This window comes from Streptomyces sp. S4.7 (genome assembly GCF_010384365.1).
Taxonomy (GTDB): Bacteria; Actinomycetota; Actinomycetes; order Streptomycetales; family Streptomycetaceae; genus Streptomyces.
In genome coordinates, this window is sequence record NZ_CP048397.1 from 2,417,373 (window position 1) to 2,444,151 (window position 26,779).

Sequence of the window (26,779 nt, forward strand, 5' to 3'; positions counted from 1 at the left end):
GTTATTCTTTCTGCCACCAGAAAAGGTGACAGAAGATGACAGACACGCCTATTTGGTCATGAGGGACCATGAGAGCGCCTTCGTCGCGACAGGCGGGCCGCCCTTACAGCACATGCCTCACATACCGCTCCGCGACGTCCGCCAGCAGCTCCGCACCGTCCCGCACCCACAGGGTGTCGTTGAAGAGTTCGACCTCGATCGGCCCTTCGTATCCGGCGGCGTCGACCCGTTCGCGCCATGCGCGCAGGTCGATGGCGCCGTCACCGATCAGACCGCGGCCGTTCAGCACCCCGGCGGGCAACGGCGTCGTCCAGTCGGCCAGTTGGAAGGAGTGGATCCGGTCCCCCGCCCTGGTGATCGCCGCCGGGGCCCGGTCGTCCCACCAGAGGTGGTAGGTGTCCACGACGACCCCGACCTGCTCGACGGGAAAGCGCTCGGCGAGATCCAGCGCCTGGTCGAGTGTGGAGACGACGCAGCGGTCGGACGCGTACATCGGGTGCAGCGGCTCGATCGCCAGCCGTACGCCGCGCTCACCGGCGTACGGCGCCAGGATCGCGAGCGCGTCGGCGATCCGTTCTCGCGCCCCGTACAGATCGCGGCTGCCGGGCGGCAGTCCGCCCGACACCAGGACGAGGGTGTCGGTGCCGAGGGTCACCGCCTCGTCGATCGCCGCGCGGTTGTCGTCCAGGGCGTCGGCCCGTGCCACGGGGTCGCTCGCCGTGAGGAAGCCGCCGCGGCACAGGGTGGTGACGGCGAGTCCGGCGTCGTGCACGAGCTTGGCGGCCGCCTCCGTGCCGTACGCCCGCACGGGCTCCCGCCACAACCCCACGCCGGGGACGCCGAGTCGTACGCACGCCTCGGTGAGCTCGGGGAGGGTGAGCTGCTTGACGGTCATCTGGTTGATGCTGAAGCGGCTGAGGTCGCCCGGCAGCCCCCTCGCACCCGCGCCCGTCACATCCGCCGCTTCGGTCACGTCGGTCGTCTCGTTCAGGTCCGTCACTGGTCGACTCCGTACACGCCGAGCAGGGACTTCATCCGGTCTTCGGCCGCCACCGGGTCCGGGAACAGGCCCAGCCCGTCCGCCAGTTCGTACGCCCGCGCGAGATGCGGGAGCGAACGGGCCGACTGGAGGCCGCCGACCATGGCGAAGTGATCCTGGTGGCCCGCCAGCCAGGCCAGGAACACCACACCCGTCTTGTAGAAGCGGGTGGGCGCCTGGAAGAGATGACGCGACAGCTCGACCGTGGGATCGAGCAGTTCCCTAAATCCCTTCGCGTCGCCCGTGTCCAGGACACGGACGGCTTCGGCGGCCACCGGCCCGAGCGGGTCGAAGATGCCCAGCAGCGCATGACTGAAGCCGCGTTCGTCGCCCGCGATCAGTTCGGGGTAGTTGAAGTCGTCGCCCGTGTAGCAGCGCACGCCCTGCGGGAGACGCCGGCGCAGCTCGACCTCGCGCCGCGCGTCCAGCAGCGAGACCTTGATCCCGTCGATCTTGTCCGGGTGTTCGGAGATGACCTGGAGGAACGTCTCGGTGGCCGCGTCGAGGTCCGAACTGCCCCAGTAGCCCTCCAGCGCCGGGTCGAACATCGGGCCGAGCCAGTGGAGCACCACGGGTTCGTCCGCCTGCCGCAGCAGATGGGCGTAGACGGCCAGATAGTCCTCCGGCCCCTCGGCCGCCGCGGCGAGCGCGCGTGAGGCCATCAGGATGGCCCGGGAGCCGGTCTCCTCGACGAGCGCGAGCTGTTCCTCGTACGCCGCCCGCACCTCCTCCAGAGAGTGTGCTCCCGGCGCGAGTTGGTCGGTGCCCACCCCGCACGCGATCAGGCCTCCGGTGGACCGCGCCTCCGCCGCCGAACGGCGGATCAGCTCGGCCGCCCCCGCCCAGTCCAGGCCCATGCCGCGCTGCGCGGTGTCCATGGCCTCCGCGACCCCGAGGCCGTGTGACCACAGATGGCGGCGGAAGGCGAGCGTGGTGTCCCAGTCGACGACGACCGGCGCTCCGGGGCTGCTGTCGGCGTACGGGTCGGCCACGACGTGCGCGGCGGAGAAGACCGTACGGGAGACGAGAGGAGCGGCGTCGGCGCCCTTGGTGACGAAGGCGGCAGGTTCCCGGCGCGGCACGTACGTACGCAGCCTGCCGTCCGCGTCCGGGAGCCGGAGCCCCTGGCCCGGCTTCCTTACGGAGGGAGCGCCGGACGCCGTGGGGGGTGTGGTCCGGGTGGTCACAGTGAGAGCTCCGGTACGTCGAAGCGCCGTCCCTGCGCCGAGGACTTGAGCCCGAGTTCCGCGAGTTGTACGCCGCGCGCGCCGGCGAGCAGGTCCCAGCGGTACGGCTCGCCGAGCGCGACGTGGCGCAGGAAAAGCTCCCACTGCGCTTTGAAGCCGTTGTCGAACTCGGTGTTGTCCGGGATCTCCTGCCACTGGTCGCGGAAGGACTCGGTGGCGGCCAGGTCCGGGTTCCAGACGGGCTTGGGGGTGGCGCTGCGGTGCTGGACGCGGCAGCGGCGCAGGCCGGCGACCGCCGAGCCGTGGGTGCCGTCCACCTGGAACTCGACGAGTTCGTCGCGGTTGACGCGTACCGCCCAGGAGGAGTTGATCTGGGCGACGATGCCGCCCTCCAGCTCGAAGATCCCGTAGGCGGAGTCGTCGGCGGTGGCCGCGTACGGCTTGCCCTGCTCGTCCCAGCGGCGCGGGATGTGTGTGGTGATGTGCGCCGAGACGGAGTTGACCCTGCCGAACAGCTCGTGCAGGACGTACTCCCAGTGCGGGAACATGTCGACGGTGATGCCGCCGCCGTCCTCGGTCCGGTAGTTCCAGGAGGGTCGCTGCGACTCCTGCCAGTCGCCTTCGAAGACCCAGTAGCCGAACTCGCCCCGTACGGAGAGGATCTCGCCGAAGAAGCCGCCGTCGATGAGGCGCTTCAGCTTGAGCAGGCCGGGCAGGAAGATCTTGTCCTGGACCACACCGTGCTTGATGCCGGCGCTCTGGGCGAGGCGGGCCAGGTCGAGAGCGCCTTCGAGGTCGGTCGCCGTCGGCTTCTCCGTGTAGATGTGCTTCCCGGCAGCAACGGCTTTCTTGATGGCCTCGACCCGCGCGGAGGTGACCTGCGCGTCGAAGTAGATGTCGACGGTGTCGTCGGCGAGGACGGTGTCGAGGTCGGTGGACCACTCCGTGAGGCCGTGTCGCTCCGCGACCTCCCTGAGGGCGTGTTCACGGCGCCCGACGAGGACGGGCTCGGGCCACAGCACCTCACCGTCGCCGAGGTCCAGTCCGCCCTGTTCCCGGATCGCGAGGATGGAGCGCACCAGGTGTTGCCGGTACCCCATCCGCCCCGTGACGCCGTTCATGGCGATCCGCACTGTCCTGCGTGTCACGAAGTTCCCTCCATACGGCCGTAGCAAGCGCTTTCTATAGGGTATGAAGCTAGCCTGCCGAAAGCGACCGGACAAGAGTCCGGCGCCGATCCACCGCATCACCCACCTTCCGGAGGAACCGCCGATGACAGTCACCCTGGCCGATGTGGCGGCCCGCGCCCGGGTGTCGCCCGCCACCGTTTCCCGTGTGCTGAACGGCAACTACCCGGTGGCCGCATCCACCAGGGAGCGCGTACTGCGGGCGGTGGACGAGCTCGACTACGTGCTGAACGGGCCGGCCAGTTCGCTCGCCGCCGCCACGTCGGACCTGGTCGGGATCCTGGTGAACGACATCGCCGACCCGTTCTTCGGGATCATGGCCGGGGCCGCGCAGACAGAGATCGGCGGCCAGGAGGGAACCGGGCGGGCGGGCGGCGAGAAACTCGCGGTCGTCTGCAACACGGGCGGCTCCCCGGAGCGGGAACTGACCTATCTCACCCTCCTCCAGCGCCAGCGGGCCGCCGCCGTGATCCTCACCGGCGGGGCACTTGAGGACCCCACTCATATCGCGGCGATGTCCGCCAAACTGGCCAAACTCGCCGACGCGGGAACGCACGTCGTGCTGTGTGGGCGGCCCCCGCTGCCGGGGAGCAGCGCGGTCGTCGCGTCGCTGGCGTTCGACAACCGGGGCGGCGGGCGGCGACTGACCGAGCATCTGCTGGCTCTTGGGCACCGCAGGATCGGGTATGTCGCGGGGCCGGCGGAGCGGACCACGACCCGGCACCGGCTGGAGGGCCACTGGTCGGCGCTGGCCGCCGCGGGACTGACCGAGGACCAGGGCCCGCTGACGGTGCACGGCCCCTATGACCGGCGCTCGGGCTACGAGGCGACGCTGGAGTTGCTGCGGCGCTCGCCGGATCTGACGGCGGTGGTCGCCGCGAACGACACGGTGGCGCTCGGCGCCTGCGCGGCGGTGCGTGACCAGGGGCTGCGCATCCCCGAGGACATCTCGGTGGCGGGCTTCGACGACCTGCCGTTCTCGGTCGACGCGGTACCGGCACTGACGACGGTGCGGCTGCCCCTGTACGAGGCGGGGGCACGAGCCGGGCGGCTCGCGATGGGGACGGAGGCCCCGCCACCGGGCGGGATCGCGACGATCGCCGCGGAGTTGATGGCGCGGGCCTCGACGGCGCCACCACGGGGCTGAGCCGGGCGGGACCGTTGGGGTGGGCGGGGTTGGTAGGTCGTACGGGGGTTGGTGGGGTGGGCGGGGCCAAAGGGGGAGATGGGGCCGGTGGGGCCGGGCGACGACCGGCTGGTGGTTCACCCGATCGAGCGTCTTGCCGATCTTGGCGACCTCGACGTACTGTTGACTCAGTCAAGAAAAATTGGATGAGTGAAGGGTCGGGGGACCATGACCATTCAAGAAGTCCGCGCGTTCAACCGCTTCTACACCAACCTCATCGGCGCGCTGAATTACAGCAAGCACCTCTACACGCCGTACACGCTGACCGAGTCACGGCTGCTGTACGAGCTCGCGCACACGCCACGTACGGACGCGGCGGAGCTCCGTGCCGAGCTGTCCCTGGACGCGGGCTATCTGAGCCGAATGCTGACCAAGTTCGAGCGTGAGGGGCTGGTTGAGCGCGCCCCGTCGCAGGAGGACGCCCGGCGCCGGCGGATCACCCTGACCCGGCAGGGGCGTGGGACCGCCGCGCTGCTCGACGAGCGGTCGCGTGAAGCGGTCGGCGCCCTGCTGGACCGGGTCGAGCCGGACGAACGCCCGCGCCTCGTCGAGGCGTTGCGGACGGCCAGGGAAATACTGAGCGCGGGCGGGACGCCCGCGGACGGCCGCCGGGCATCCGCCAGCCGCGCGGGGCCGGTGCTGCGGGATCCCGTCCCGGGTGACCTGGGCTGGATCGTGCAACGGCACGGCGCGGTCTACGCGGCGGAGTACGGGTGGGACGCCACCTTCGAGGGCCTCGTCGCCAGGATCGTCGCCGACTTCGCCGCGGATCACGACGAGCGGATGGAGCGGGTGTGGATAGCCGAACTCGACGGGCGGCCGGTGGGCTCCGTGATGTGCGTGCGGGACGAGGAGGCGCCGGGCGCCGCGCGCCTGCGCCTGCTCCTGGTCGAGCCCGAGGCGCGCGGGCACGGTCTGGGTGAGCGAATGGTCGGGGCGGTTGTGGGTTTCGCCCGCGATGCGGGGTATCGGGAGGTGGTGTTGTGGACCAACGACCTACTGACCGCTGCTCGCAAGCTGTACGTGCGGGCGGGGTTCACGCTGGTCGCCGAGAAGCCGCACCATTCCTACGGAGCGGACCTGGTCGGCCAGGACTGGCGGCTCCCGCTCGCCGACGAGTCCGTCGTGGACTCTGCCTCGTGAAAGGAAACACGGCGTGAAATTCGCCTTCTCGACCCTCGGTGTCCCCGGCCTCCCCATTCCCGAGGTCGCCGCCCTCGCCAGTGGGGCCGGCTACCAAGGTGTGGAGTTGCGCGCCCATCCGGAGGAGCCGGTGCACCCCGGCATCGGTTCGCGGGAACGGGCCGCCGTGGTGGACGAGTTCAAGCGTCACGGGGTCGAGATCCTGTCGGTCGCGGGCTATGTGCGGGTGGCCGCGGAAGGCGGCGACGAGGAGCAGTTGAGCGAGGACCTGCACGAACTGATCCGGCTGGCACGGGACCTGGGCGCGTCGTACGTACGCGTCTTCCCGGGCGGCGGCGACCAGGACCCGGAGGCCGCCGACGCGACGGCCGCCCGTCGACTGGCCGCGGCGGCCCCCCTCGCCGCGGATTCGCAGGTGCGGATCCTGCTGGAGACGCACGACTCCCACCGCACGGGCGCCGACGCGATCCGCGTCCTCGGTCTTGTCGGCCACAAGCAGGTGGGTGCGCTCTGGGACGTGATGCACACCTGGCTCGGCGGGGAGCGCCCGGTCACCAGCCATGCGTCGCTGTCGCCCCACCTCGGCTACGTACAGGTCAAGGACATCGCCTCGGCCGAGGACACCACGCCGTTGGCGCTGGGCGCGGGAGTCCTGCCGTTGGGCGAGTGCGTCGGTCTGTTCGCAGGGGACGGGGACGACGGGTGGCTCTGCTGGGAGTACGAGCGGCGCTGGTACCCGGAAGCGGCGGACCTCCCCGACATGCTGATCCCGGGCCGCGAGCATCTGGAAGCACTGCTGGCGCGGGGGCACTGACCGAAGACCCGAAGAGATGCGGAGCCAGGACCTCCGCCCGGGGCCAGGGTTCGGTGGAACCCCGCGAATTCGTAGGGCGGTTGCCCGAAGGGGGTACGGATGCGTGGCCGCCTCCCCCACACCCCGGAGGCGCCAGTCCGATCGCCCCGCTTACGGCTTACCGTGCCTTTTCGATGAAATAGGCGGAATCTTCGCTTCCTGGGAACTTCCCGCAGCGTCCACCCGTCCTAGTCCATGCGCTCCCGTCGACTCTCCGCAGCGCGGTGTCGGCTCTCGTGCTCACTGCTTACGATCGCTGACTCCCCCCTCCAGGCCGCCTGCGTCCGGGCAGCACACCGCCACCGGTGCGCCCCCTCGTATGCGCCGGTGGCGGTTTCGTGCTCGCGGGTTACGGACGCAGCGTCGGCATCCGCTCCATGTTCTGCTTGTCCAGCTTCGCGTCGTACGCGGCCAGCGGCTTCGCCTTGGCGGCGTCCTGCTGCACAGTCGCCGGTGCGACATCCGCCCAGTCGAGGATCCGGGCCGTGGCCTCCGCCTGCTCGTCGGCCACAAGACCGGCGACGTTGGCACCGTGGTTGGCGCCCGGCGCGGTGTAGACGTGGGTGTCGTGCGTGCCGCGGCCGGGACGGAAGCGCTCGGCGCCCCACGGGTCGTTCTCGCCGTAGACGAACATCATCTGGTTGGCGTTGCGGCGGACCCAGTTGTCGACGGACGCCATCTCCCACGGCCTGAACTTCATGGGGATCTCGCGCGGGACGAAGTTCCGCGGCGGCTGGTAGCCGTAGCGGCTCAGGTCGCCCAGGTGGGGCAGCTTGATGGCGGGGGACCCGAGTTCGGTGCCGGCCTGGTAGTAGTACGGCGTGTACGGGGCGAGGCCCTGGTCCGTGTAGAAGGAGAAGCCGGAGATCGCGTCGATGATGTTGTAGATCTCCTCGTCCGACGCGGTGGCCGCCGGGATGTCGGCGCAGTCGGCTTCCAGGCTGTACTGCCAGAAGGCCCAGACGAAGTCGAGCACCACGGCTTCGTACGCCTTGTCGAGCGTGCCGACGGTGGTGAACGTCGCGCCTTCGGCCTCGGCCCACGCCTTGTACATCTTCTGCAGCGGCTCACGTCTGATCAGCGCCTCGCGCTGCACGGCGTTGAGCTTGGCGCGGCACTCCGCGGTGCCGACCTTCTCGAAGAAGCGGTCGTAGGCGGAATCCTCCTTGTTGACCACGTCGTTGGGTGCGACGTAGGCGACGACGCCGTCCATGTCACGGGGGTGGAAGCGCTCGTAGTACGTGGCGGTCATGCCGCCCTTCGAGCCACCGGTGGCGAGCCACTTCTGCGGGTAGATCTTCTTCAGCGCGCCGAAGATCCGGTGCTGGTCGGCCGCGGCCTGCTCGTAGTCGAGCTTGGACCAGTCGGCCGGATCGGGACGGGACGGTGTGAAGAAGCGGTATTCGAGCGAGACCTGGTTGCCGTCGATGATCCGTGTCGGCTCACTGCGGCTCGGGTTGGTGGACACGCCGTACCCGCTCGTGAAGAACACGGTGGGGCGGCTGGTGTCCTTGTGCAGCAGCGTGAGGCGCTGCTTGAAGGTGCCCTTCGACGGTCGCTTGTGGTCGACGGGCTGGGTGTAGTTGAGGACGAAGTATCGGTAACCGGTGTACGGCTTCTCCTCGATCAGGCTCATCCCCGGGATGGCGAGGATCTGGTCCTTGATGTCGGGGGCCGCGGATCCCGCGTTCCCCTCGGCGGCCGTTGCCGCGCCGGCCGTGCCCAGCGTGCCGACGAGCAGCACGAGCGACAGCAGCCATCTCAGCGCCTTGCGCATTCACACTCCCTGTGTTCATGACAGACGCCCGCGAACCTAGCCGGGGAGGTGCCCACGCCGCCAGCCCCCACGAGGCGTCGCACTCGGATGGCGCCTCCGAACGCGGCGCCTTCCGCCTGCCGCGCCCGCGCCTTGGTCGAGCCGGCGCGGCCGAAGTGGCCGGCCCGGCAGGCGAGTTCGGGAGGCGCGCCGCGAGGAGGACGGCGAGCCGACGCGGGCGGGGAGCCGACGAGGCCGGGAAGCCGACGAGGGCCGGAGCGTGGTCAGGGAGGGGAGTGCGGGGAGAGGGGCCGTGGAGAGGTGAACGCGGAGGGGCACGAAGGATACGTGAAGGGAGAGTGGAGGGCGGTCCGGGCCCGAAAGCGGAACGGGCCGCCTGGCCTTCGGGACCGTAATTCCCAACCACCCCCGAAGGGGACTCGATCGCCTCCACCGACGCTTAACACGGTCGACACAACTAGGACATGGCCTTTCCCCGACCTAACCGGCGCGGCGCCTTGCCATGTCCGGAATGCCATCCTCGGACTCGCGTTCCGGACACGTTCCATCGAGCCATTCGGCCATTTATCAACCCTCCCCACGATGGCCTCAATTGGCCACCCCGGCATCTCTTCTCCCCACTCGGAACCGGGCGTTCGAGTGGTGGGTCCGACCCTCGTGACGACCGTCGCGGCGACACTCCGGGCAGGCTCGACGAGGTGCCGGGCCATCCCGGCGAGCACTCCGGCACACACCCCTCCCAGGTACCCACTCGCGACGTTCCGGACATCACCGCCCCGAAGTGACTCACGACAACCCCCAAAGGATGCTGTGATCTGCGTCACATATTCCGGGCGTGTCGCGCCACCCCCGAACACCCCGCTCCAAGGCGCAAAAGTGAAGCTGGGAGACCGTGCGGGGACCCCTCGGACCGACCTGTGACGAGTCGACAGCACAGGGCGATCACATCCCACCCTGTTCACCTCCCCCACCGGGCCGTTTGAACATACGAAGTGGAGGCGAGGTGGAGAGGTGTCATGGCCACGGGTGGCCGACACCTCGCCCGACTCGACCACGGGGGAGGCGACTCCCGCGTGACAGGCGTAACGATCGGATGACCACTCCGATCCGATGAGTGAAACGGGGGCATTAATTGACTGACGCATAGACCGAGAATCCACACTTCCCGGACCGTGCTCGACCGGACCGGATAAAGCAGCTCTTCCGGCGGCAGCACTGTGAACGAGCTTGTTGTTTCAGGCCGTCGAGCATCTCGGAATCCGGCGCCTCACCGCCGGACGACCGTGAGGTTGATACAGGTGAATCCACGAAGTGTCCTCAGAGCCCCCCACCTCGGACTGGAAAATGATCACTTGAGAATCCTTCAACTTGTCTCGCAGGGCTGCACCATGGCGCAGGTCGCTCGCAGGATGGGAATGAGCGACCGCACACTGCGCCGTAAACTGCGGACCATATGCGAACGAGTCGACGTCGAAACGCCGATCGAAGCGGTCGTGTGGGCCGTACGGCGAAGAATCGTCTGACCCCGTCCCATCAAAGAAAAAGCGCCCGCGCAACAATCACAACAATCGCAACAGTAAGAAAAGGCGGAACAAGCGCGATTGGCACCACGCGTGACAGCACCACCCAGCACCACCCAGCACCACCCACACACGCGGGCGACGAGATTACGTAATACCGGTTCGGACAGTTCGGCAGCTCGAACGGTGGAGTCGTGTGACGGTTAGCGGAGGAATCGTCACCGGCCGCCGTTCACCTGTCCGAACCTCGAACGACCTCCCACGCGGGAACGGTTTTCCCTGCTTGGCCCGCGTGGGCGGTCCGACGAAAGACAGGTCACGGCGTTCGGCCGACGTGCCGAGGATGCGCCGGCCTCGCATCGGCCTCGCATCGGCCTCGCGTCCACGGCGCCCGTACGCCCCCCTGGAACGACCGTGCGACCGCCCCCCCGTACCCGTACGGTGTCGGGCCCCTCCCACGGCCCCGACACCGCCCCTACGGGACGAACGTCGGTCCCGCACGTTTCCCAGCCCGCCATGTCCCGGCCGGGGGTGGCCGATGGCGGTCAATTCGTTGTCCGCGGCCTGCCACCCGCGATAGAAAACGCATGTGGCAGGCGTAAAGACTCAATATCCGCAGAGCCGCTTCTCCGCGTCGGCTGTCGACAGTCCCGTGGACGCATCGGTCGAACAGCTCCTCGCCCAGCTCCACTTGGGTTCTCCCGACGCCTCGGAGGTCTTCTCCTGTCCGGGCCGGAACGACAACTGGTCCGGCGTTACCGACACCGGCCCCGCGGTATTCGTGAAGCGCCTCAAAGAAAATCCCCAGGAATTGCTGAAGCGTGATCAGCGGCTCATTTCATTCGAGCGCCTGATGGATCGGGGCCAATCGCCTTTCCCTCGACCCGAATTCCTCGGTGGTGACGAGGAGCAGCGCCCGCTGGTCTTCGGGATGCTCGACGACATCCGGTCGGGCAGCGAGCTCGCCGCGGAGGAGGAGTTCACCGAGGCGACATCTGCCGAGGCCGGCCGCACGTCGGCCTCGCTGCACCGACTGCCGTTCCTGCCCGAGGACTTCCCGGGACCGGCCCCGCACCCGTACCCGCCCGTCGAGGACCGTTCGCATGTGCTGGCCCGCGCGTTCGTCGCCGCCGAGGGGACGGGCCGAGGGGAACTTCATCAGGACCACGGGGCGGCCGGGATCGCCGTACGGCCCCTTCCGCTGTCCACCAGGGGCGTTGGCGGACGCGGGCCGGACGCAACGGCAACCGCGCGACGTTCCGTGGGAGTTCGGGGAGACCCGGCACCACCACGGCGCAGGACGGCTCCGGGCCTGGCTCCCGGGGTCGGCCGACGCCTCCGCGGAGAACGCCCCGGAGAACGCCCCGCACCGTGCCCGGCTGCGTGCCCTGGCCCGCGACCGGCTCGGCTCCCGTCTGTGGACCCGGCCGGCCGACCGGTCCGAGGCCGCCCAACTGCCACCCGGCAGGGGAGGAGCGGTCCTGCTGCACGGTGCCCCCAGCACCGGCTGGCTGGTCCCCTCCCCTGCCGGTGACCACACCCCCCTGCTCACCGGCGAAGAGGTCACCGGGGGCGACCCGGCGCTCGACCTCGGCCGGGTCCTCGGCGAACTCCACGAACTGCGCTCCGCAGCCACGCGCGGTCTCGGCACCGCCGGCCAGGGCCCTCCCGTGGACCGTCCGGCCGCGGCCCGCGCCCTGCTCGCCGGCTACCTCCGTACGGAGGAGGTCACGGCGGACGCCGGCGCGAACCTCCTTGACGAGGACGCCACGGCCGCGCCCCCGCCGGGGAACCGCGCGTGCCGCCACCCTCCGGCTCGCCGTCCACATGCGGGACTTCGCGTCCTTCGTCGGCCGGCACGAGGACCTGCGCCACTACGACGATCTGCCGGCGGAGACCCTCGACGCGGACGGCGCCCCCACCCTCCGGTGGTGAGACCCCGGCACCGCCCTCACGCCCCCGCGACGGTGGCGCGCTCCTCCTCGGGCTCCGCCCCCGGTCCGGTCCCGGGACCCGCCCCGGCATCTGCCTCGCCGATGAAGCTGCTCCACAGCCGCGCGTACGAGCCGCCGAGCGTCAGCAACTCCCCGTGCGTACCGTCCTCCACGACCCGGCCGTGGTCCAGCACGACCACCCGGTCGGCGCGTGCCGCCGTCGTCAGCCGGTGCGCGACGACCAGCGTCGTCCGCCGGCCCGACAGCCGGTCCGTCGCCTGGTTGACCAGGGCCTCGGAGGCGAGGTCGAGCGCGGCGGTCGCCTCGTCCAGGAGCAGGACGTCCGGGTCGACCAGCTCCGCGCGGGCCAGGGCGATCAACTGCCGCTGACCGGCCGAGAGATTACGGCCCCGCTCGGCGACCTCGTGCAGATAGCCGCCGTCCAGCGTGGCGATCATCTCGTGCGCGCCCACCGCGCGGGCCGCCGACTCCACCTCCGCGTCGGTGGCACCCGGCCGCCCGTAGGCGATGGCGTCGCGCACCGTACCGGCGAAGAGATACGCCTCCTGCGGTACGACGCCGAGCCGGTGCCGGTACGCGGTCATGTCCAGGTCGCGCAGGTCGGTGCCGTCCGCCGTGACGCGGCCGGACGTCGGGTCGTAGAAGCGGGCGACGAGCTTGACGAGCGTCGACTTGCCCGCGCCCGTCTCGCCGACGAAGGCGACCGTCTGACCCGCGGGAATACGGAGGTTGACGCCCATGAGGGCGGTCTCCTCCTGGGCCGGGGCCTTCGCCGGGACGACGGCTCCGTCCGGGTCGCCGGCGCCGCCGCCCTCGGCCAGGCCGCCTTCCAGGTTCCCGTACGCGAAGTGCACGTCCTCGAAGGCGATCTCGCCGCGCAGCGACGGGACGTCGAGCGGTGTGGCCGCCTCCGCCGTGGACGTCGGTTCGCGCAGCAGCTCCTGGATGCGGCCGAGCGAGACGGTGGCCTGCTGGTAGCCGTCGAAGACCTGCGACAGCTGCTGCACCGGCGCGAAGAACAGCTCGATGTACAGGAGATACGCCACGAGCGCGCCGGTCGTCAGCGTCCCGGCCTCCACCCGGCCCGCGCCGACGATCAGCACCGCCGCCGCGGCCACCGAGGACAGCAGCTGGACGAAGGGGAAGTAGACGGAGATCAGCCACTGGCCGCGCACCCGCGCCTGCCGGTAGTGGTCGCTGCGGTCGGCGAACCGCCGCGCGCCGTCCTTCTCCCGGCCGAAGGCCTGGACGATACGGAGCCCGGACACCGACTCCTGGAGGTCGGCGTTGACGACGCTGATCCGCTCTCGCGCCAGCTCGTACGCCTTGACGCTCTTGCGCCGGAAGAAGACGGTGCCGACGATCAGCACGGGCAGGGTCGCGAAGACGACCAGTGCCAGCTCCACGTCGATGACGAGCAGGACGACGAGGATGCCGAAGAAGGTGACGACGGAGACGAAGGCCGTGACGAGTCCGGTCTGGAGGAACGTGGACAGCGCGTCCACGTCGGTCGTCATGCGGGTCATGATGCGGCCGGTCAACTCGCGCTCGTAGTAGTCGAGTCCGAGCCGCTGGAGCTGCGCGAAGATCTTCAGGCGCAGCGAGTACAGGACGCGTTCGCCGGTGCGGCCGGTCATCCGTGTCTCGCCGATCTGGGCCGTCCACTGGACGAGCACGACGACCAGGCCGAGGAGCGAGGCGGCCCATACGGCGCCGAGCGCGAGCTGTTCCACCCCTTCGTCGATGCCGTGGCGGATGAGGACCGGCAGCAGCAGGCCCATTCCGGCGTCGACGGCGACGAGGGCGAGGCTGACGGCAAGGGGCGCGCCGAAGCCGCGCAGCAGGCGGCGCAGCCCGTACGACGACTCGGTGCCGACGGCGCGGGCCTCGTCGATCGACGGGAGGTCGTCGGCGGGCGGCAACGCCTCGACCTGGGCGAGGAGTTCGGGTGTGGCGCCGGGCGCCGCCGATTCCTCGGCGGGTGTCTCCTGGCGTTCCCACAGGGCGGGGGTGATGCCGCGTTCGGCGTCGAACTCGGCGTCCAGCTCCTGCTGGACGGTGCGGTCGTCCTCGGCGGCCGTGGAGACGACGGCGGCCGGGGTGTGGCCGGGGGACACGCCGCCGAGTTCGTCGGGGTCGGTGAGCAGGCGCCGGTAGAGGGCGGAGCGTTCCTGGAGTTCGTCGTGGGTGCCGATGTCGGCGAGGCGTCCGTCGTCGAGCACGGCGATCCGGTCGGCGAGGCCGAGGGTGGAGCGGCGGTGGGCGATGAGGAGCGTCGTACGGCCGGCCATGACCGAGCGCAGCGCCTCGTGGATCTCGTGTTCGACGCGGGCGTCGACGGCGGAGGTGGCGTCGTCCAGGAGCAGCAGTCGGGGGTCGGTGAGGATCGCGCGGGCCAGGGCGATGCGCTGGCGCTGGCCGCCGGAGAGGGTCAGGCCCTGTTCGCCGACGGTGGTGTCGTAGCCGGCGGGCAGTTCGGCGATGAAGCGGTCGGCCTGGGCGGCGCGGACGGCGCGTTCGATCTCCTCGTCGGTGGCGTCGGGCTTGCCGTAGGCGATGTTGGCACGGACGGTGTCGGAGAAGAGGAAGCTGTCTTCCGGTACGAGCCCGATGGCGGCGCGCAGGGAGTCGAGCGTCAGTTCGCGTACGTCGTGGCCGCCGACGAGGACGGCGCCGTGGGTGACGTCGTAGAAGCGTGGCAGGAGCAGCGACACGGTGGACTTGCCGCTGCCGGAGGAGCCGACGACGGCGACGGTCTCGCCGGGGCGGATCTCCAGGGAGAAGCCGTCGAGGACGGTGCGGCCGTCCGCGTAGGAGAACGTCACGTCGTCGAACTCGACGGAAGCCTCGGCGTCGGCGGGGAGGTCCTTGGTGCCGTCCTGGATGGACGGCTCGGTGTCGATGAGTTCGAGGACCCGCTCGACGCCGGCGCGTGCCTGCTGGCCGACGGTCAGGACCATGGCGAGCATGCGGACGGGACCGACGAGCTGCGCGAGGTAGGTGGAGAAGGCGACGAACGTGCCGAGGGTGATCTGGCCGCGGGTGGCGAGCCAGCCGCCGAGCGCGAGCATCGCGACCTGTCCGAGGGCCGGGACGGCCTGGAGGGCTGGTGTGTAGCGGGAGTTCAGCTTGATGGTGCGCAGCCGCCCGGCGAAGAGTCTGCGTCCGGCGGCGCGCAGTTTGCCGGTCTCCTGGTCCTCCTGGCCGAAGCCCTTGACGACGCGTACGCCGGAGACGGATCCGTCGACGACTCCCGCGACGGCCGCGGCCTGTGACTGGGCGTACCAGGTGGCGGGGTGCAGCCGGGTGCGGCTGTGGCGGGCGATGTACCAGAGGGCGGGTGCGACGGCGAGGGCGACGAGGGTCAGGGGCAGCGAGAGCCACGCCATGATCACGAGGGAGATGATGAAGAGCAGGACGTTGCCGATGGTCATCGGCAACATGAAGAGCAGGCCCTGGATGAGCTGGAGGTCGCTGGTGGCGCGGCCGATGACCTGTCCGGTGGACAGTTCGTCCTGGCGGCGGCCGTCGAGCCCGGCGATGGTGCCGTACATCTCCGTACGGAGGTCGTGCTGGACGTCGAGGGCCAGGCGTCCGCCGTAGTAGCGGCGGATGTAGGTCATGGCGTAGATGACGAGGGCCGCCACTATCAGGAGGCTGGTCCAGACGGCGATGGACCGGGTGCCGGTGCCGATGACGTCGTCGATGACGACTTTGGTGATCAGCGGGACGAGGGCCATGACGGCCATGCCGGCGAGGGAGGAGCCGAGGGCGAGGATCACGTTGCGCCGGTAGCGCCAGGCGTAGCCCACCAGACGGCGGGCCCAGCCCGCCGTCCGCGGCTCGTCCGTCGTACTCTCGCCGGGCTTCTCACGCTCCGGGTCTGTCCGCTCCGCCGCCACTGTTGCCGCCTCCCGTTGCCCTGTCGCTCGTTCCGGTGCGCGGGCGTCCCCCGTGGGTCACCTGCCGGATGGCATCAACGCGCCCACGTGCGGATTTCATCCCACCGCAACAGATACCCGTCGCTGGTCCCATGCGCTCGCCGGAGGACCTAGGACCGATGACCGGGTCCGGCCGGTGGGCCGGAGGCCGCGCCGGGGCCTCCGGGTCGGGGGCTCGGGGCGGGGTCGGGGTGGCGTGGTCGCTACGTGGGCAGGTGGGTCGGGGCGAACAGCTTCAGGAGGGCCGGGAGCACCACCACGGAGGGGCCGGGGGCCGCCAGCGCCTTCGAGAGGTCCTCCCGCAGCGCCTCGGGGGTCGTACGGACCGCGGGCACCCCGAAGGACTCGGCGAGCGCGACGAAGTCCGGGCGGGCCAGCTCGGTGCCGGTGCTCTCTCCGAAGGCGTCCGTCATGTACTCGCGCAGGATGCCGTAGCCGCCGTCGTCGACGATCAGCCAGGTGACGGGGAGGTCGTACTGCCGGGCCGTGGCCAGCTCGGCGATCGAGTACATGGCGCCGCCGTCGCCCGAGACCGCGAGGACGGGCTTCGTGGCGTCGGCCGCCGCCGCTCCCAGGGCCGCCGGGAAGCCGTACCCGAGGCCGCCGGCACCCTGGCCGGAGTGCATCGGGCCGGGCCAGGCGGACCAGGCCCAGTAGGCGAGGATCGTCATGTCCCAGAAGCTGGGGGAGGTGGCGGGCAGCGCCTCTCGTACGGAGGCGAGCACCCGCTGCTCCAGTGCCAGGTCCTGGGCGTCGATCCGGCTCCGTACCTTCGCGAGCACCGTACGGACCGCGTCCCGCGCGGACTCGGCGGCGGCCGGATCGTCGCGCTCGGTCACCGATTCCAGCAGCGCGGACAGGGCTTCCCGCGCGTCGGCGTGGACGCCGAGCGCCGGGAGGTTGGACTCCAGCTTGCCGAGGTCGGCCTCGATCTGGATCACCCGGCCGCGGGGGCGGAAGGTGTAGTAGTTGGAGGACAGTTCGCCGAGCCCGGAGCCGACGACCAGCACCACGTCGGCGTCCTCCAGGAAGTCGGTGGTGTGCCGGTCCTCCAGCCAGGACTGGAGCGACAGCGGGTGCTCCCAGGGGAACGCGCCCTTGCCGCCGAAGGTGGTGACGACGGGGGCGGCCAGCTTCTCGGCGAGGGCCCGCAGCTTCCCGGCGGCGTCCGCCCGTACGACCCCGCCGCCCGCGATGATCACGGGTCGCCGCGCGTGGGACAGGGCGTGGGCCGCCACGGCGATCAGCTCCGGGCGCGGCGGCAGTTCGCGCGGGGTGGCGTCGACGGCGGTGACGAGCGGCAGTGTCGTCTCCTTGAGGAGGACGTCCTGCGGGATCTCGACCCAGACGGGTCCGTGCGGCGCGGTGAGCGCGGACTCCCAGGCGGCCGCGACGGCGGACGGGATCTGGGAGGCCGTACGGACGACGTGGACGGACTTGACGATGTCGCGGAACGACGCCTGCTGGTCGCGCAGTTCGTGGAGGTAGCCGTGCCTGCCGCCGCCGAGGCCCGCCGACGGGATCTGGCTGGAGATCGCGAGCACGGGCGAGGACGCCGCCGCGGCCTCCTGGAGCGCGGCGAGCGAGGTCAGGGCGCCCGGTCCGGTGGACAGCAGCAGGGGCGCGACCTCGCCGGTGACACGGCCGTAGGCGTCGGCGGCGAATCCGGCGTTGTTCTCGACGCGCAGCCCGACGTACTCCAGGTCGGAGCGGCGCAGGGCGTCGAACATGCCCAGGGCGTGCTGGCCGGGCAGGCCGAAGACGGTGGTGGCGCCGAGGCCGTGCAGTGTCTCGACGACGAGGTCGCCGCCGCTCCGCCCGGCGGGCGGGTTCAGGGCCCGTGCCGTCTGCTCGGGGGTGTAGCGGGGGATCTCGTGGTGGTGGTCGTGTGTCACTTCGCGCGGTCCTCCGCGATCTGGCGGGACATGATCGTGATCAGTTCGTATGCCGTGTGGGAGGCGGCGACGGACGTGATCTCCGCGTGGTCGTACGCCGGGGCGACCTCGACCACGTCGGCCGACACCAGGTGGCAGGAGGCCAGTCCCCGGAGGATTTCGAGGAGTTCGCGGGAGGTGAGCCCGCCGGCCTCGGGCGTGCCGGTGCCGGGCGCGTGGGCCGGGTCGAGCACGTCGACGTCGATCGAGATGTACAGCGGGCGGTCCCCGATGCGCTGCCGGAGCTGGTCGGCGACCTCGTCGACGCCGCGCCGCATGACGTCGGCGGAGGTCACGATGCCGAAGCCCATGCGGTGGTCGTCGTCCAGGTCCTTCTTTCCGTAGAGCGGCCCGCGTGTGCCGACGTGGGAGAGAGCCTCGGTGTCGAGGATGCCTTCCTCGACGGCGCGGCGGAACGGGGTGCCGTGGGTGTACTCGGCGCCGAAGTAGGTGTCCCAGGTGTCCAGGTGGGCGTCGAAGTGGAGCAGCGCGACCGGGCCGTGCCTCTTGGCGACCGAGCGCAGCAGGGGCAGCGCGATCGTGTGGTCGCCGCCGAGGGTCATCAGGCGAGCGCCGGTGGAGAGCAGGCCGTCGGCCGCCGCCTCGATCGTGTCGACCGCCTCGTTGATGTTGAACGGGTTGGCGGCGATGTCCCCGGCGTCGGCCACCTGCGCGAGCGCGAACGGCGACGCCTCCTGGGCGGGGTTGTACGGGCGCAGCAGGCGGGACGCCTCGCGGATCGCGTTGCCGCCGAAGCGGGCGCCGGGCCGGTAGGACACCCCGCTGTCGAACGGCACTCCAACAACGACGATGTCGGCGACATCGGCGGTCCCGACCTCGTCCAGCCTGGGCAGCCGGGCGAAGGTGGCGGGCCCCGCGAACCGGGGCACACGGGAGGAGTCGACGGGCCCGCGCGGGCCGTCTTCCCGGCTCTCGGCCGCCGTGGCGCCGGGGGTGTCGGGTCCTGCTGCGCTGCTCATGCTCGTGGAGCCCTTTCGTGGTGCGTGTACGTGTCCAGCATGACCCCACCCACCGACAGTGCGTTCGGTGGCCCGGCAGGGCCGGTGTTCCGGCCGGGAACGGCGGCGGGGTCGCGCGGCTCGTGGGCCGCGCCCCGGTGGACCTCTCCGGTCACCGCGTCAGTTCGTGCTCCCGGCGGGGACGGTCGGCTCCCGGGGGCCGTCCCCGGTGGCGCCCTCCGCGCCCTCGCCCGCGAGGCGTCGGCGCCAGGCGGCCAGCACGGCCGCGTCCGTCGGCCTCGTCGCCAGGCTGACGACGACGTAGACCACCAGCGAGGCGATCAGCCCGTAGTAGATGGGCTCGTTGGCCAGGATGCCGTACGCGATCATCAGGCCGACCACCGAGAGTCCGCCCACGACCATCGCGGCGAGCGCGCCCTGCACGGTGCCGCGCCTCCACAGGAGGCCGCCGAGGATGGGCACCAGCAGGCCGCCGACGAGCAGGTTGTACGCGACGGTCAGCGCCCCGACGACGTCGTTGAGCGCGATGGCGATGCAGATGACGGCGAGGCCCATGACGAGAATGAAGGCGCGGTTGTCCCGTACCTCGTCCCGCTCCCCCGCCGTCTCGGGTCGGCCGCCCCGCTGCCCGGACAGCTCCCGCAGCCGCGCCCAGATGTCGTTGTTGGCGACGGTGGCGCAGGCGATGAGCGCGCCGGAGGACGTCGACATGACGGCGGCGAGGGCGGCGGCCAGTACCAGTCCCCGTACGCCGGGCGGGAGTTCGTCCTTGACGATGGTGGCGAACGCGTCGTCGGCGCTCGGCAGCTTCGGGTAGAGGACCTTGGCAGCGGTGCCGATGACGGCTCCGGCTATCGCGTAGACGAGACAGTAGGTACCGGCGACGGTGCCGCCCCAGCGGGCGGTGGAGTCGCCGCGCGCGGTGAACACCCGCTGCCAGATGTCCTGTCCGATCAGCATGCCGAAGGTGTAGATCAGCACGTACGTGAAGATCGTCTCGCCGCCGATGCCCAGGGGGTCGAAGTACTCCGTGGGAAGCTGCGCCTTCATCTCGCTGAAGCCGCCCGCCTTGACGACGGCGATGGGCAGCAGGAGCAGCAGTACGCCGATCGTCTTGACGACGAACTGCACCATGTCGGTGAGCGTGATCGACCACATGCCGCCGAGTGTCGAGTACGCGACGACGATCGCGCCGCCCAGGACGATGGCGACGGTGCGGTGCAGGTCGAACAGGACGTCGAAGATCGTGGCGTACGCGATGGTCGAGGTGACCGCGAGCATCAGGGTGTAGCCCCACATCACCAGTCCGGAGATGATGCCGGCGCGCCCTCCGTACCGGAGGTCGAGCATCTCGGAGACGGTGTAGACCTTCAGCCGGGCGATGCGGGCGGAGAAGAACACCGACAGGGCCAGCAGTCCGAGGCCGATGGTGAAGACCATCCAGGCGCCGGAGAGACCGTACTGGTAACCGAGGCCGACGCCACCGATGGTGGAGGCGCCGCCGAGGACGATGGCGGCCATCGTGCCGGAGTACATCCAGGGGCCGAGCCGGCGGCCCGCCACCAGGAACTCGCTCTTGGACTTGGCGCGGCGCATGCCCCACCAGCCCATGGCGAGCATGCCGGCGAGATAGACGACGATCACCGCGTAGTCCACAACCATGGGGCTTCCTCCTGATCGACTCCTGGGGGTACCGGGGGTCCGGCCTTGTGCGAGTCGACGGTAGGTGGCCGGAAAGGAACGCTGAAGTGTACGTTTCATCCATTCTTTCCGCCGCCGATGGATGGACCGTCCATGCCGGAACCTTCCGCCCCGCCTCCCACCCCGCCGGTTTCGCTGGCCGCGCTGCTCGCGGACGGCTCGCTCGGCCTGCGGCTGATCGCGGGGCTGCCGGACGCACCGACGGACCGGGTGGCCGTCCACTGGGTGCACACCTCGGAGATGGCCGACCCGTACCCGTATCTGCTCGGGGGTGAGCTGCTGCTGACGGCGGGCGTGCAGCTCACGGACGCGCACGCCGAGACCTATGTGAGGAGGGTTGTGGAGGCGGGCGCGGCGGCGCTCGGCTTCGGGGTCGCGCCGGTGTACGACACGGTCCCGGACAGCCTCGTCGAGGCGTGCGACCGGCACGGGCTGCCGCTGCTGGAGATTCCCCGGCGCACCCCGTTCACGACCGTGGCGCGCGGAGTGTGGCGGCTGATGGCGGAGGCCCGCCACCGGGAGCTGCGCAGGGTCACCGAGGCCCAGCAGGGCCTCGCCGCGGCGGCGGCCCGTCCGGACCCGGTCCCGGCGGTGCTGCGCCAGCTCGCGGTGCGGCTCGGCGGACGCGCGGTGCTGTTCGCCCCGGACGGCGCGGAGCTGCACGCGACCGGCCGCGACCCGGCGCCCGGCTGCCGCACGGCCCTGGCCCGGCTGGCCCGCGTGGTGAACCCGCCGGGCGCCACCTCCCCGCCCACCTCCGCCACCGACACCGTCGGCGGCGCGCGCCTCGCCGCCTACGCGCTGGGCGGCGGCCAGGGCCTCGTCCTCGGTGTCGCCGCCGGAGGCCGGGAGGCCGGGGACCATACCGTCACGGGCGTGGCGGTCGTCCTGCTGTCGCTGCTCACGGCGCCGCACCAGGGCGCGGCGGAGGCCGCGCGCTCGGCGGCGCTGGTACGGCTGCTGCTGGGCGCCACGCCCACCGAGGCGGCGGCGCTGCTCGGCCCCGGACCCTGGACGGTCGTGCACGCGCACGGCGGCGACACGCCCTTCGCCGCGTCCGCGCTGGCGGCGGCGCTCGGCAGCGCGCTGGCCGAGACGGACGGCGCGACCGTCCGTGTGCTCACCGACCGGCCGGTCACCGGCCAGGCGGGCTGGACGCTCGGGGTGAGTGCCCCGGCCGGCCCCGCCGGACTGGCCGAGGCGGACACCCAGGCGGAGCGCGCGCTGCGCCACGCGGAGGCCACCCGTGCCGATCTCGTCCGCCACCGGGAGCCCGGCTCCGACGCCCTCACCGCGCTCGTGCCTCCTGAAGAGGCCGCCGCTCACGCCCGCGCCCGCCTGGCCCCGATCGCCGGCTCCCCCGCGCTGGCCGAGACACTGCGCACCTGGCTGTCGCTGCACGGCAGTTGGGACCGTACGGCGGTGGCCCTGAGGGTCCACCGCAACACGGTGCGCCAGCGCATCGCCCGCTGCGCGTCACTGCTGGAGGCGGACCTGGACGAGGCGGACGTACGGATGGATCTGTGGTTCGCGTTGCGGCGGCTGTGAGAGGTGCCCGCGGTGGCCGTACCTTCCCGGCCGTCAGAGGAAACGTCCGAGAAAGGCGCGGGTCCGGGGGTTGGAGGGCCGGTCGAGCACGTCCTCAGGGGTGCCGCTCTCCAGCACGCGCCCGCCGTCCATGAAGACCACCCGGTCCGCGACCTCTTTGGCGAACCCGACCTCGTGGGTCACCACGATCATGGTCAGACCGTCGCGGGCCAGGTCGCGCATCGTGGCGAGTACTTCACCGACGAGTTCCGGGTCCAGGGCGCTGGTCGGCTCGTCGAAGAGCATCAGCTTGGGCCGCATCGCCAGCGCGCGGGCGATGGCGACCCGCTGCTGCTGGCCGCCGGACAGCTGTTTCGGGTAGGCGCCGGCCTTGTCCGACAGGCCCACGCGCTCCAGCAGCGCGAGCGCTGTCTTGCGCGCCTCGGCCTTCGGCACCCGGAGCACCCCGACCGGTGCCTCCATGACGTTGCCCAGGACGGTCTGGTGCGGAAAGAGATTGAAGTGCTGGAACACCATGCCGATGTCACGGCGCTGCCGCGTCACCTCGCGGGGGCGCAGATGGTGGACGCGGGAGCCGGAGGTGCGGTGGCCGATCAGCCGTCCGCCGACATGGATGGAGCCCGCGTCGATCTGTTCCAGATGATTGATGCACCGCAGGAAGGTCGACTTGCCGGACCCGGAAGGCCCCATGAGGACGACGACCTCGCCCGCGCGCACGTCGAAGTCGATACCGCGCAGCACTTCCAGGTGCCCGAACCGCTTGTGCACGCCGTGGGCGACCACCAGGGGCGGCGCGGCGGCGGGATCGACCGGATCGGTGCCCTGCGGGGCCTTCGCCAAGGCGTCTTGGGTCGAGATGTCCTCGCTCATGGCGTCTCCTCCTTCTCGGCGGTGGGTTCGGTCGGCGAGGTGGGCGAGGTGGGCGACGTGGCCGCGGCGGCGCGTCGGCGGAAGAGCGCGAAGTCCCAGAAGCCCTGCCGGGTCTGGCGGGTCGCTCCGCGTGCGTAGTACCGCTCGATGAACGACTGACCGACGTAGAGCACGCTCGTCATGACCAGGTACCAGAGGCAGGCCACGATCAGCAGCGGGATGGTCTCGAAGGTGCGGTTGTAGATCGACTGCACGGTGTAGAGCAGATCCGCCAGGGCGATGACGCTCACCAGCGAGGTGGCCTTCATCATGTTGATCACCTGGCTGCCGGTGGGCGGCACGATGAACCGCATCGCCTGCGGCAGCACCACGCGCCGCAGTACCCGGCTCTTGCCCATGCCGAGCGCGGCGGCGGCCTCCGTCTGCCCCTGGTCGACGCCCAGCAGGCCGCCGCGCACGATCTCGGCCATGTAGGCGGCCTCGTTGAGCCCGAGGCCGAGGATCGCGGCGAGCAGCGGGGTGATGAGCGAGTTCGTCTGTCCGCTGACGAACTCGGGGCCGAACGGCACCCCGAAGGAGATCCGGGGCAGCAGCGCCGACAGGTTGTACCAGAACACCAGTTGGACCAGGACCGGGATCCCGCGGAAGAACCAGACGTACGCGCCGCAGACGACGCTCAGCACGCGGTTCTCCGACATGCGGCCGACCGCGACGAGTACACCGCCGACGATGCCGATGAGCATGGCGATGACGGTCAGTTCGATGGTCGTGGCGATGCCCTGCCCGATGGCCTGCGCACCGAAGTAGCTACCTACGGTGGCCCATTCGAAGTTGGTGTTGGTCACCAGGAAGTGGGCGAACTGGGCGCCGAGGACGGCGAGGGCCAGGACCGACAGCCAGCGCATCGGATGGCGTACGTGGGCGGCTCCGGCCACGTCCACGGCGGGGACCGCACCCGGCTCGGCTGCGCCACCGGCATCGTCCGTGGCGGCTTTCATGGTGGAATCGGTAGAGGTGGGAGAGTGTGCGGTGGCCATGGTCGGCTCACCTCCTCACTGGGATCAGGCGTCGCCGCCGAGGTTGACTCCGGGCTCGTCGAGCTGGTTGGCGGACAGACCCCACTGCTTCATGATCTGGCCGTAGGTGCCGTTGTCGATGAGTTTCTGTATCGACTTCAGGAGTACGTCGCGCAGCGGCGAGTCCTTGGCGACGACCGCGCCTTGGTAGAGGTCGTTGAAGCCGTTGGCCTGGCCTGTTCCGGCCAGTTCGAGGTCGCCCTTCGCCTGGGAGACGAAGTACGTGAGGGGCGCCTGCGAGGAGAAGAACGCGTCGGCCCTGCCGGACCGTACGGCCAGGATCGATCCGGGCTGGTCCTTGTACGACTGGACCTTGACGGCCGGCTTGCCGTCCGTGACGCACTTCTCGGCCTGCTTCTTGATCACGCCTTCGGCGGAGCCGCCGCCCATGACGGCGATCCGCTTGCCACAGGCGGTGTCGAGGTCCTTGATGCCCTGCGGGTTCCCCTTCTTCACGGCGAAGACGACGAACTCCTGTGCCCAGTCGACGAAGTCGTTGGCGCCCTGACGGTCCTTGAAGTCCCCGATCGGGCCGATCGCGAGGTCGTAGCGGCCCGCCTTGATACCGGTCAGCGCGCTCGGCAGGCCGTCCGCCGTCACATGCTCGATCGTGACGCCGAGCAGCTGCCCGAGCGCGTCGGAGAGGTCGGCGGAGGCCCCGGTGAGGCTGTGCCCGTCGGAGCCCGCTATCTCGTACGGCGGGAAGGACCCGTTGTTGACCGAGATCAGCTTGCCGGAGGCGCGCGCCTTCTCAGGAAGCAGTGCGCTCAGTTCCTTGTCCACGGTCAGATCGGGCTTGGCCTGGTCCGCAGCCCCGGTGCTGTCCGTGGCGCCCTTGGACTGGGGCGGGTTGCTGCCGCAGCCGACGAGGACGAGGGAACAGGCGAGGGCGGTGGCGAACCCCGCACTCTTCGGGAAGCGTTTCGGGAAACTCATGAGTGGGCTCCAGATGGTGCGAGGGGAATGACGGCCGGGTCGACGGCGAACCGGCGGTTGGCCAGCACGGGCAGGGTCCGGCGGGCTGCGGACGTGATGTCGGGGTCGGCCTCGGCCCAGGCCAGTCCGCGTACGGCGGCGAGCCGGGTGCGTACGGTGCCGAGCGGGTCCACGACGAGGCTGTTGCCGATGTTGCGCGGGCCGCACTCGCCGCTCGCCGCGACCCAGCAGGTGTTCTCCAGCGCCCGCGCCGTGATCATGACCTCCCAGTGGCGCTCCTTGGCCGGGCCGCGCACCCAGGCCGCGGGCAGCGCCAGGACCTCGGCGCCGGCGTCCACGAGGAGCCGGGCCAGTTCGGGGAAGCGCACGTCGTAGCAGGTCATGAGGCCGACCTTGGTGCCGGCCACCTCGATGACGACGGGAGGCTCGTCCGCCGGGCGTACGTTCGCCGACTCCAGGTCGCCGAAGGCGTCGTAGAGATGGATCTTGCGGTACGTGCCGACCAGTTCCCCGTCGCGAAGTGCGACGAGTGTGTTGAACACCCGCCCGTCGTCGGAGGGTTCATGGATGCCGACGACGACGGCGACATGGCTGCCGACGGTCGTCGCGCGCAGCTCGCTGACGAACGGGCCGTCCAGCGGCTGGGCGACCTCGCGGATGCGGTGGCGGTCCTCGGTGAAGCGGGCCAGTACCCCTTCGGGGAGTACGAGCAGATCCGCGCCGCCCCGTTCCGCCTCGGCGGTGAGTTCCTGGCAGGCGGCCAGATTGTCCTTCCAGTCGGGGCTGGCGGCGAATTGTCCGACGGCTATGCGCATGGTGACGGCTCCGGGAGGATCAGGCGGCGGAAAGGGGAAGAGGGTGGGCGAGCGCGGCGTCGGGGACGGTCGCGAGCGTGGGGTCGGGGAAGACCACGGCGGGGTCGATGGGTTCGGGCCAGACCCCCTGCGCGTACAGCTCCTCGCAGAAGGCGCTGGTCATCTCCGCGTTGGCCTCGGCCCCGTACGGCATCCAGTCGCCGCCGAAGAGGACGGCCGACTCGGTCAGTTCGTGCAGCAGCCACGGCGTGGTGTCGGCGAGCAGCCTGCGCCGCTCGACCCAGCGGCGCTTGGACCGCTCAAGGCCCGCGAGCAGCGCGGCGGGCAGCGCGGGATGGGCCTCGACGACCTCGCGCTTGAGGGTGACGAGGTGGATTCCGGGGACGAAACCGGTGGCCGCCCAGTAGGCGCGCTCGGCCGCCCGATGGTCGTCCAGCAGATGCCGGAAGCGACTGTCGCGGGTGAAGAGTTCCGCGGGCATGAACGGGCTGAGTATCGCGTCCAGCCGGCCCGCGGCCAGCTCACCCTCCAGCGTCTCGCCCTCACCCATGGCGCGGACGTTCGGCGGAAGCGGTCTGCCGCCCAGCCGGTCCTTGCCCGGCTCCCCCGCCGTCAGCGGGCCCACCCGCCAGGTCACCCCGGCGAGATCGACGCCCTCCGCCCGCAGCAGGGCGCGGGTCCAGGTGTTGCCGGAGTCCGGCCAGCCGGTGAGTCCGACCCTGGTCCCGGCGAGCTGGGCGAGGGTACGCAGCGGACTGTCCACCCGTACGAGGACGCAGCGCTGGCGGAATCCGCGCATGACGAACGCGGGCAGGCCGACCAGCCGGTCGTCGCCCGCCGCGCGGGCCTGGACGTAGCGGCTGAACGAGGTCTCGCCGCCGTCGAGTCCGGGTTCGGCGAGTACGTCCGGGGTGGTGTCGCGCGAGTCGACCCAGACGGCGAAGCCCGCGACGTCCACCAGCCCGGAGGCCAGCGGTACGACATGGTCCCAGTCGCGAAGTCCCAGGCGGATCACGGGAGATGACGCGGACGACGACGCGGGCTTCGGCGCGGACTTCGGCGCGGGGGAAGACACAGCGGGCACTCCTTGCATTCAACGCACTTCACACATAGCTCACTTTCGGCCACATT

20 protein-coding genes are annotated in these 26,779 nt (G+C 70.8%); 6 read left to right on the plus strand and 14 right to left on the minus strand.

The window, feature by feature from the left end:
- Positions 1-103: 103 nt before the first annotated feature.
- From SSPS47_RS10580 to SSPS47_RS10590, 3 genes are all read right to left on the minus strand, one after another.
- Complete coding sequence (locus SSPS47_RS10580; RefSeq protein WP_147875421.1) at positions 104-895, minus strand: sugar phosphate isomerase/epimerase family protein; 792 nt, start codon at positions 893-895, stop codon at positions 104-106.
- Positions 896-996: 101 nt separating this feature from the next.
- On the minus strand, positions 997-2,226 hold the full coding sequence (locus tag SSPS47_RS10585; RefSeq protein WP_164250527.1) for a dihydrodipicolinate synthase family protein: 1,230 nt from the start codon (positions 2,224-2,226) through the stop codon (positions 997-999).
- Complete coding sequence (locus tag SSPS47_RS10590) at positions 2,223-3,374, minus strand: Gfo/Idh/MocA family oxidoreductase (protein WP_164250529.1); 1,152 nt, start codon at positions 3,372-3,374, stop codon at positions 2,223-2,225. The genes SSPS47_RS10585 and SSPS47_RS10590 overlap by 4 nt, the downstream gene beginning before the upstream one ends.
- A 124-nt stretch (positions 3,375-3,498) precedes the next feature.
- On the opposite strand from SSPS47_RS10590, the gene SSPS47_RS10595 reads away from it, so the two are divergent.
- The 3 genes from SSPS47_RS10595 (at position 3,499) to SSPS47_RS10605 (ending at position 6,556) form a co-directional block, all read left to right on the plus strand.
- Complete coding sequence (locus SSPS47_RS10595; RefSeq protein ID WP_164250531.1) at positions 3,499-4,560, plus strand: LacI family DNA-binding transcriptional regulator; 1,062 nt, start codon at positions 3,499-3,501, stop codon at positions 4,558-4,560.
- A 207-nt stretch (positions 4,561-4,767) separates the two neighbouring features.
- A complete protein-coding gene (locus tag SSPS47_RS10600) occupies positions 4,768-5,742 on the plus strand; it encodes a helix-turn-helix domain-containing GNAT family N-acetyltransferase (RefSeq protein WP_164250533.1) in 975 nt (324 codons plus the stop codon).
- A 13-nt stretch (positions 5,743-5,755) separates the two neighbouring features.
- The gene (locus SSPS47_RS10605; protein WP_164250536.1) at positions 5,756-6,556 is read left to right on the plus strand and encodes a sugar phosphate isomerase/epimerase family protein; all 801 of its coding nucleotides are present in this window, start codon (positions 5,756-5,758) and stop codon (positions 6,554-6,556) included.
- A gap of 388 nt (positions 6,557-6,944) precedes the next feature.
- Here SSPS47_RS10605 and SSPS47_RS10610 read toward each other — a convergent pair whose 3' ends face one another.
- Entirely contained in the window at positions 6,945-8,372 is a 1,428-nt protein-coding gene (locus SSPS47_RS10610; protein ID WP_164250538.1) for a S28 family serine protease, read from the minus strand.
- Positions 8,373-9,670: 1,298 nt separating this feature from the next.
- Here SSPS47_RS10610 and SSPS47_RS35960 point away from each other — a divergent pair.
- On the plus strand, positions 9,671-9,895 hold the full coding sequence (locus tag SSPS47_RS35960; RefSeq protein ID WP_255293297.1) for a LuxR C-terminal-related transcriptional regulator: 225 nt from the start codon (positions 9,671-9,673) through the stop codon (positions 9,893-9,895).
- An 835-nt stretch (positions 9,896-10,730) separates the two neighbouring features.
- Here SSPS47_RS35960 and SSPS47_RS10620 read toward each other — a convergent pair.
- Entirely contained in the window at positions 10,731-11,051 is a 321-nt protein-coding gene (locus SSPS47_RS10620) for a hypothetical protein (protein ID WP_164250540.1), read from the minus strand.
- Positions 11,052-11,647: 596 nt separating this feature from the next.
- Here SSPS47_RS10620 and SSPS47_RS10625 point away from each other — a divergent pair.
- The gene (locus tag SSPS47_RS10625; RefSeq protein WP_164250541.1) at positions 11,648-11,827 is read left to right on the plus strand and encodes a hypothetical protein; all 180 of its coding nucleotides are present in this window, start codon (positions 11,648-11,650) and stop codon (positions 11,825-11,827) included.
- A 16-nt stretch (positions 11,828-11,843) separates the two neighbouring features.
- Here the strand turns inward: SSPS47_RS10625 and SSPS47_RS10630 are convergent, their stop codons facing one another.
- From SSPS47_RS10630 to SSPS47_RS10645, 4 genes are all read right to left on the minus strand, one after another.
- Positions 11,844-15,659, minus strand: coding sequence for an ABC transporter ATP-binding protein (locus tag SSPS47_RS10630; RefSeq protein ID WP_239065239.1), 3,816 nt, complete (start codon positions 15,657-15,659; stop codon positions 11,844-11,846).
- A gap of 332 nt (positions 15,660-15,991) precedes the next feature.
- Entirely contained in the window at positions 15,992-17,683 is a 1,692-nt protein-coding gene (locus SSPS47_RS10635) for a thiamine pyrophosphate-binding protein (RefSeq protein ID WP_164250545.1), read from the minus strand.
- Positions 17,680-18,702 carry an agmatinase gene (gene speB, locus SSPS47_RS10640; protein ID WP_239064841.1) on the minus strand — a complete coding sequence of 341 codons (1,023 nt, stop codon included), beginning with the start codon at positions 18,700-18,702 and terminating at the stop codon, positions 17,680-17,682. Before speB ends, SSPS47_RS10635 begins: the two co-directional genes overlap by 4 nt.
- Positions 18,703-18,861: 159 nt before the next feature.
- Positions 18,862-20,364 carry a sodium:solute symporter gene (locus SSPS47_RS10645; RefSeq protein WP_164250547.1) on the minus strand — a complete coding sequence of 501 codons (1,503 nt, stop codon included), beginning with the start codon at positions 20,362-20,364 and terminating at the stop codon, positions 18,862-18,864.
- A gap of 132 nt (positions 20,365-20,496) precedes the next feature.
- Between SSPS47_RS10645 and SSPS47_RS10650 the strand changes: the two genes are divergently transcribed.
- A complete protein-coding gene (locus SSPS47_RS10650) occupies positions 20,497-21,951 on the plus strand; it encodes a PucR family transcriptional regulator (RefSeq protein ID WP_164250549.1) in 1,455 nt (484 codons plus the stop codon).
- Positions 21,952-21,984: 33 nt separating this feature from the next.
- Here the strand turns inward: SSPS47_RS10650 and SSPS47_RS10655 are convergent, their stop codons facing one another.
- The 5 genes from SSPS47_RS10655 to SSPS47_RS10675 all read right to left on the minus strand — a co-directional run bounded on the left by SSPS47_RS10655 (position 21,985) and on the right by SSPS47_RS10675 (position 26,723).
- Complete coding sequence (locus SSPS47_RS10655; RefSeq protein ID WP_239065240.1) at positions 21,985-22,737, minus strand: amino acid ABC transporter ATP-binding protein; 753 nt, start codon at positions 22,735-22,737, stop codon at positions 21,985-21,987.
- An 80-nt stretch (positions 22,738-22,817) separates the two neighbouring features.
- A complete protein-coding gene (locus SSPS47_RS10660) occupies positions 22,818-23,819 on the minus strand; it encodes an amino acid ABC transporter permease (protein WP_239064842.1) in 1,002 nt (333 codons plus the stop codon).
- A 63-nt stretch (positions 23,820-23,882) separates the two neighbouring features.
- On the minus strand, positions 23,883-24,833 hold the full coding sequence (locus SSPS47_RS10665) for an ABC transporter substrate-binding protein (protein WP_164250555.1): 951 nt from the start codon (positions 24,831-24,833) through the stop codon (positions 23,883-23,885).
- Positions 24,830-25,648, minus strand: coding sequence for a carbon-nitrogen hydrolase family protein (locus SSPS47_RS10670; RefSeq protein WP_164250557.1), 819 nt, complete (start codon positions 25,646-25,648; stop codon positions 24,830-24,832). Before SSPS47_RS10670 ends, SSPS47_RS10665 begins: the two co-directional genes overlap by 4 nt.
- Positions 25,649-25,667: 19 nt before the next feature.
- Complete coding sequence (locus SSPS47_RS10675) at positions 25,668-26,723, minus strand: hypothetical protein (RefSeq protein WP_164250559.1); 1,056 nt, start codon at positions 26,721-26,723, stop codon at positions 25,668-25,670.
- Positions 26,724-26,779: the final 56 nt, after the last annotated feature.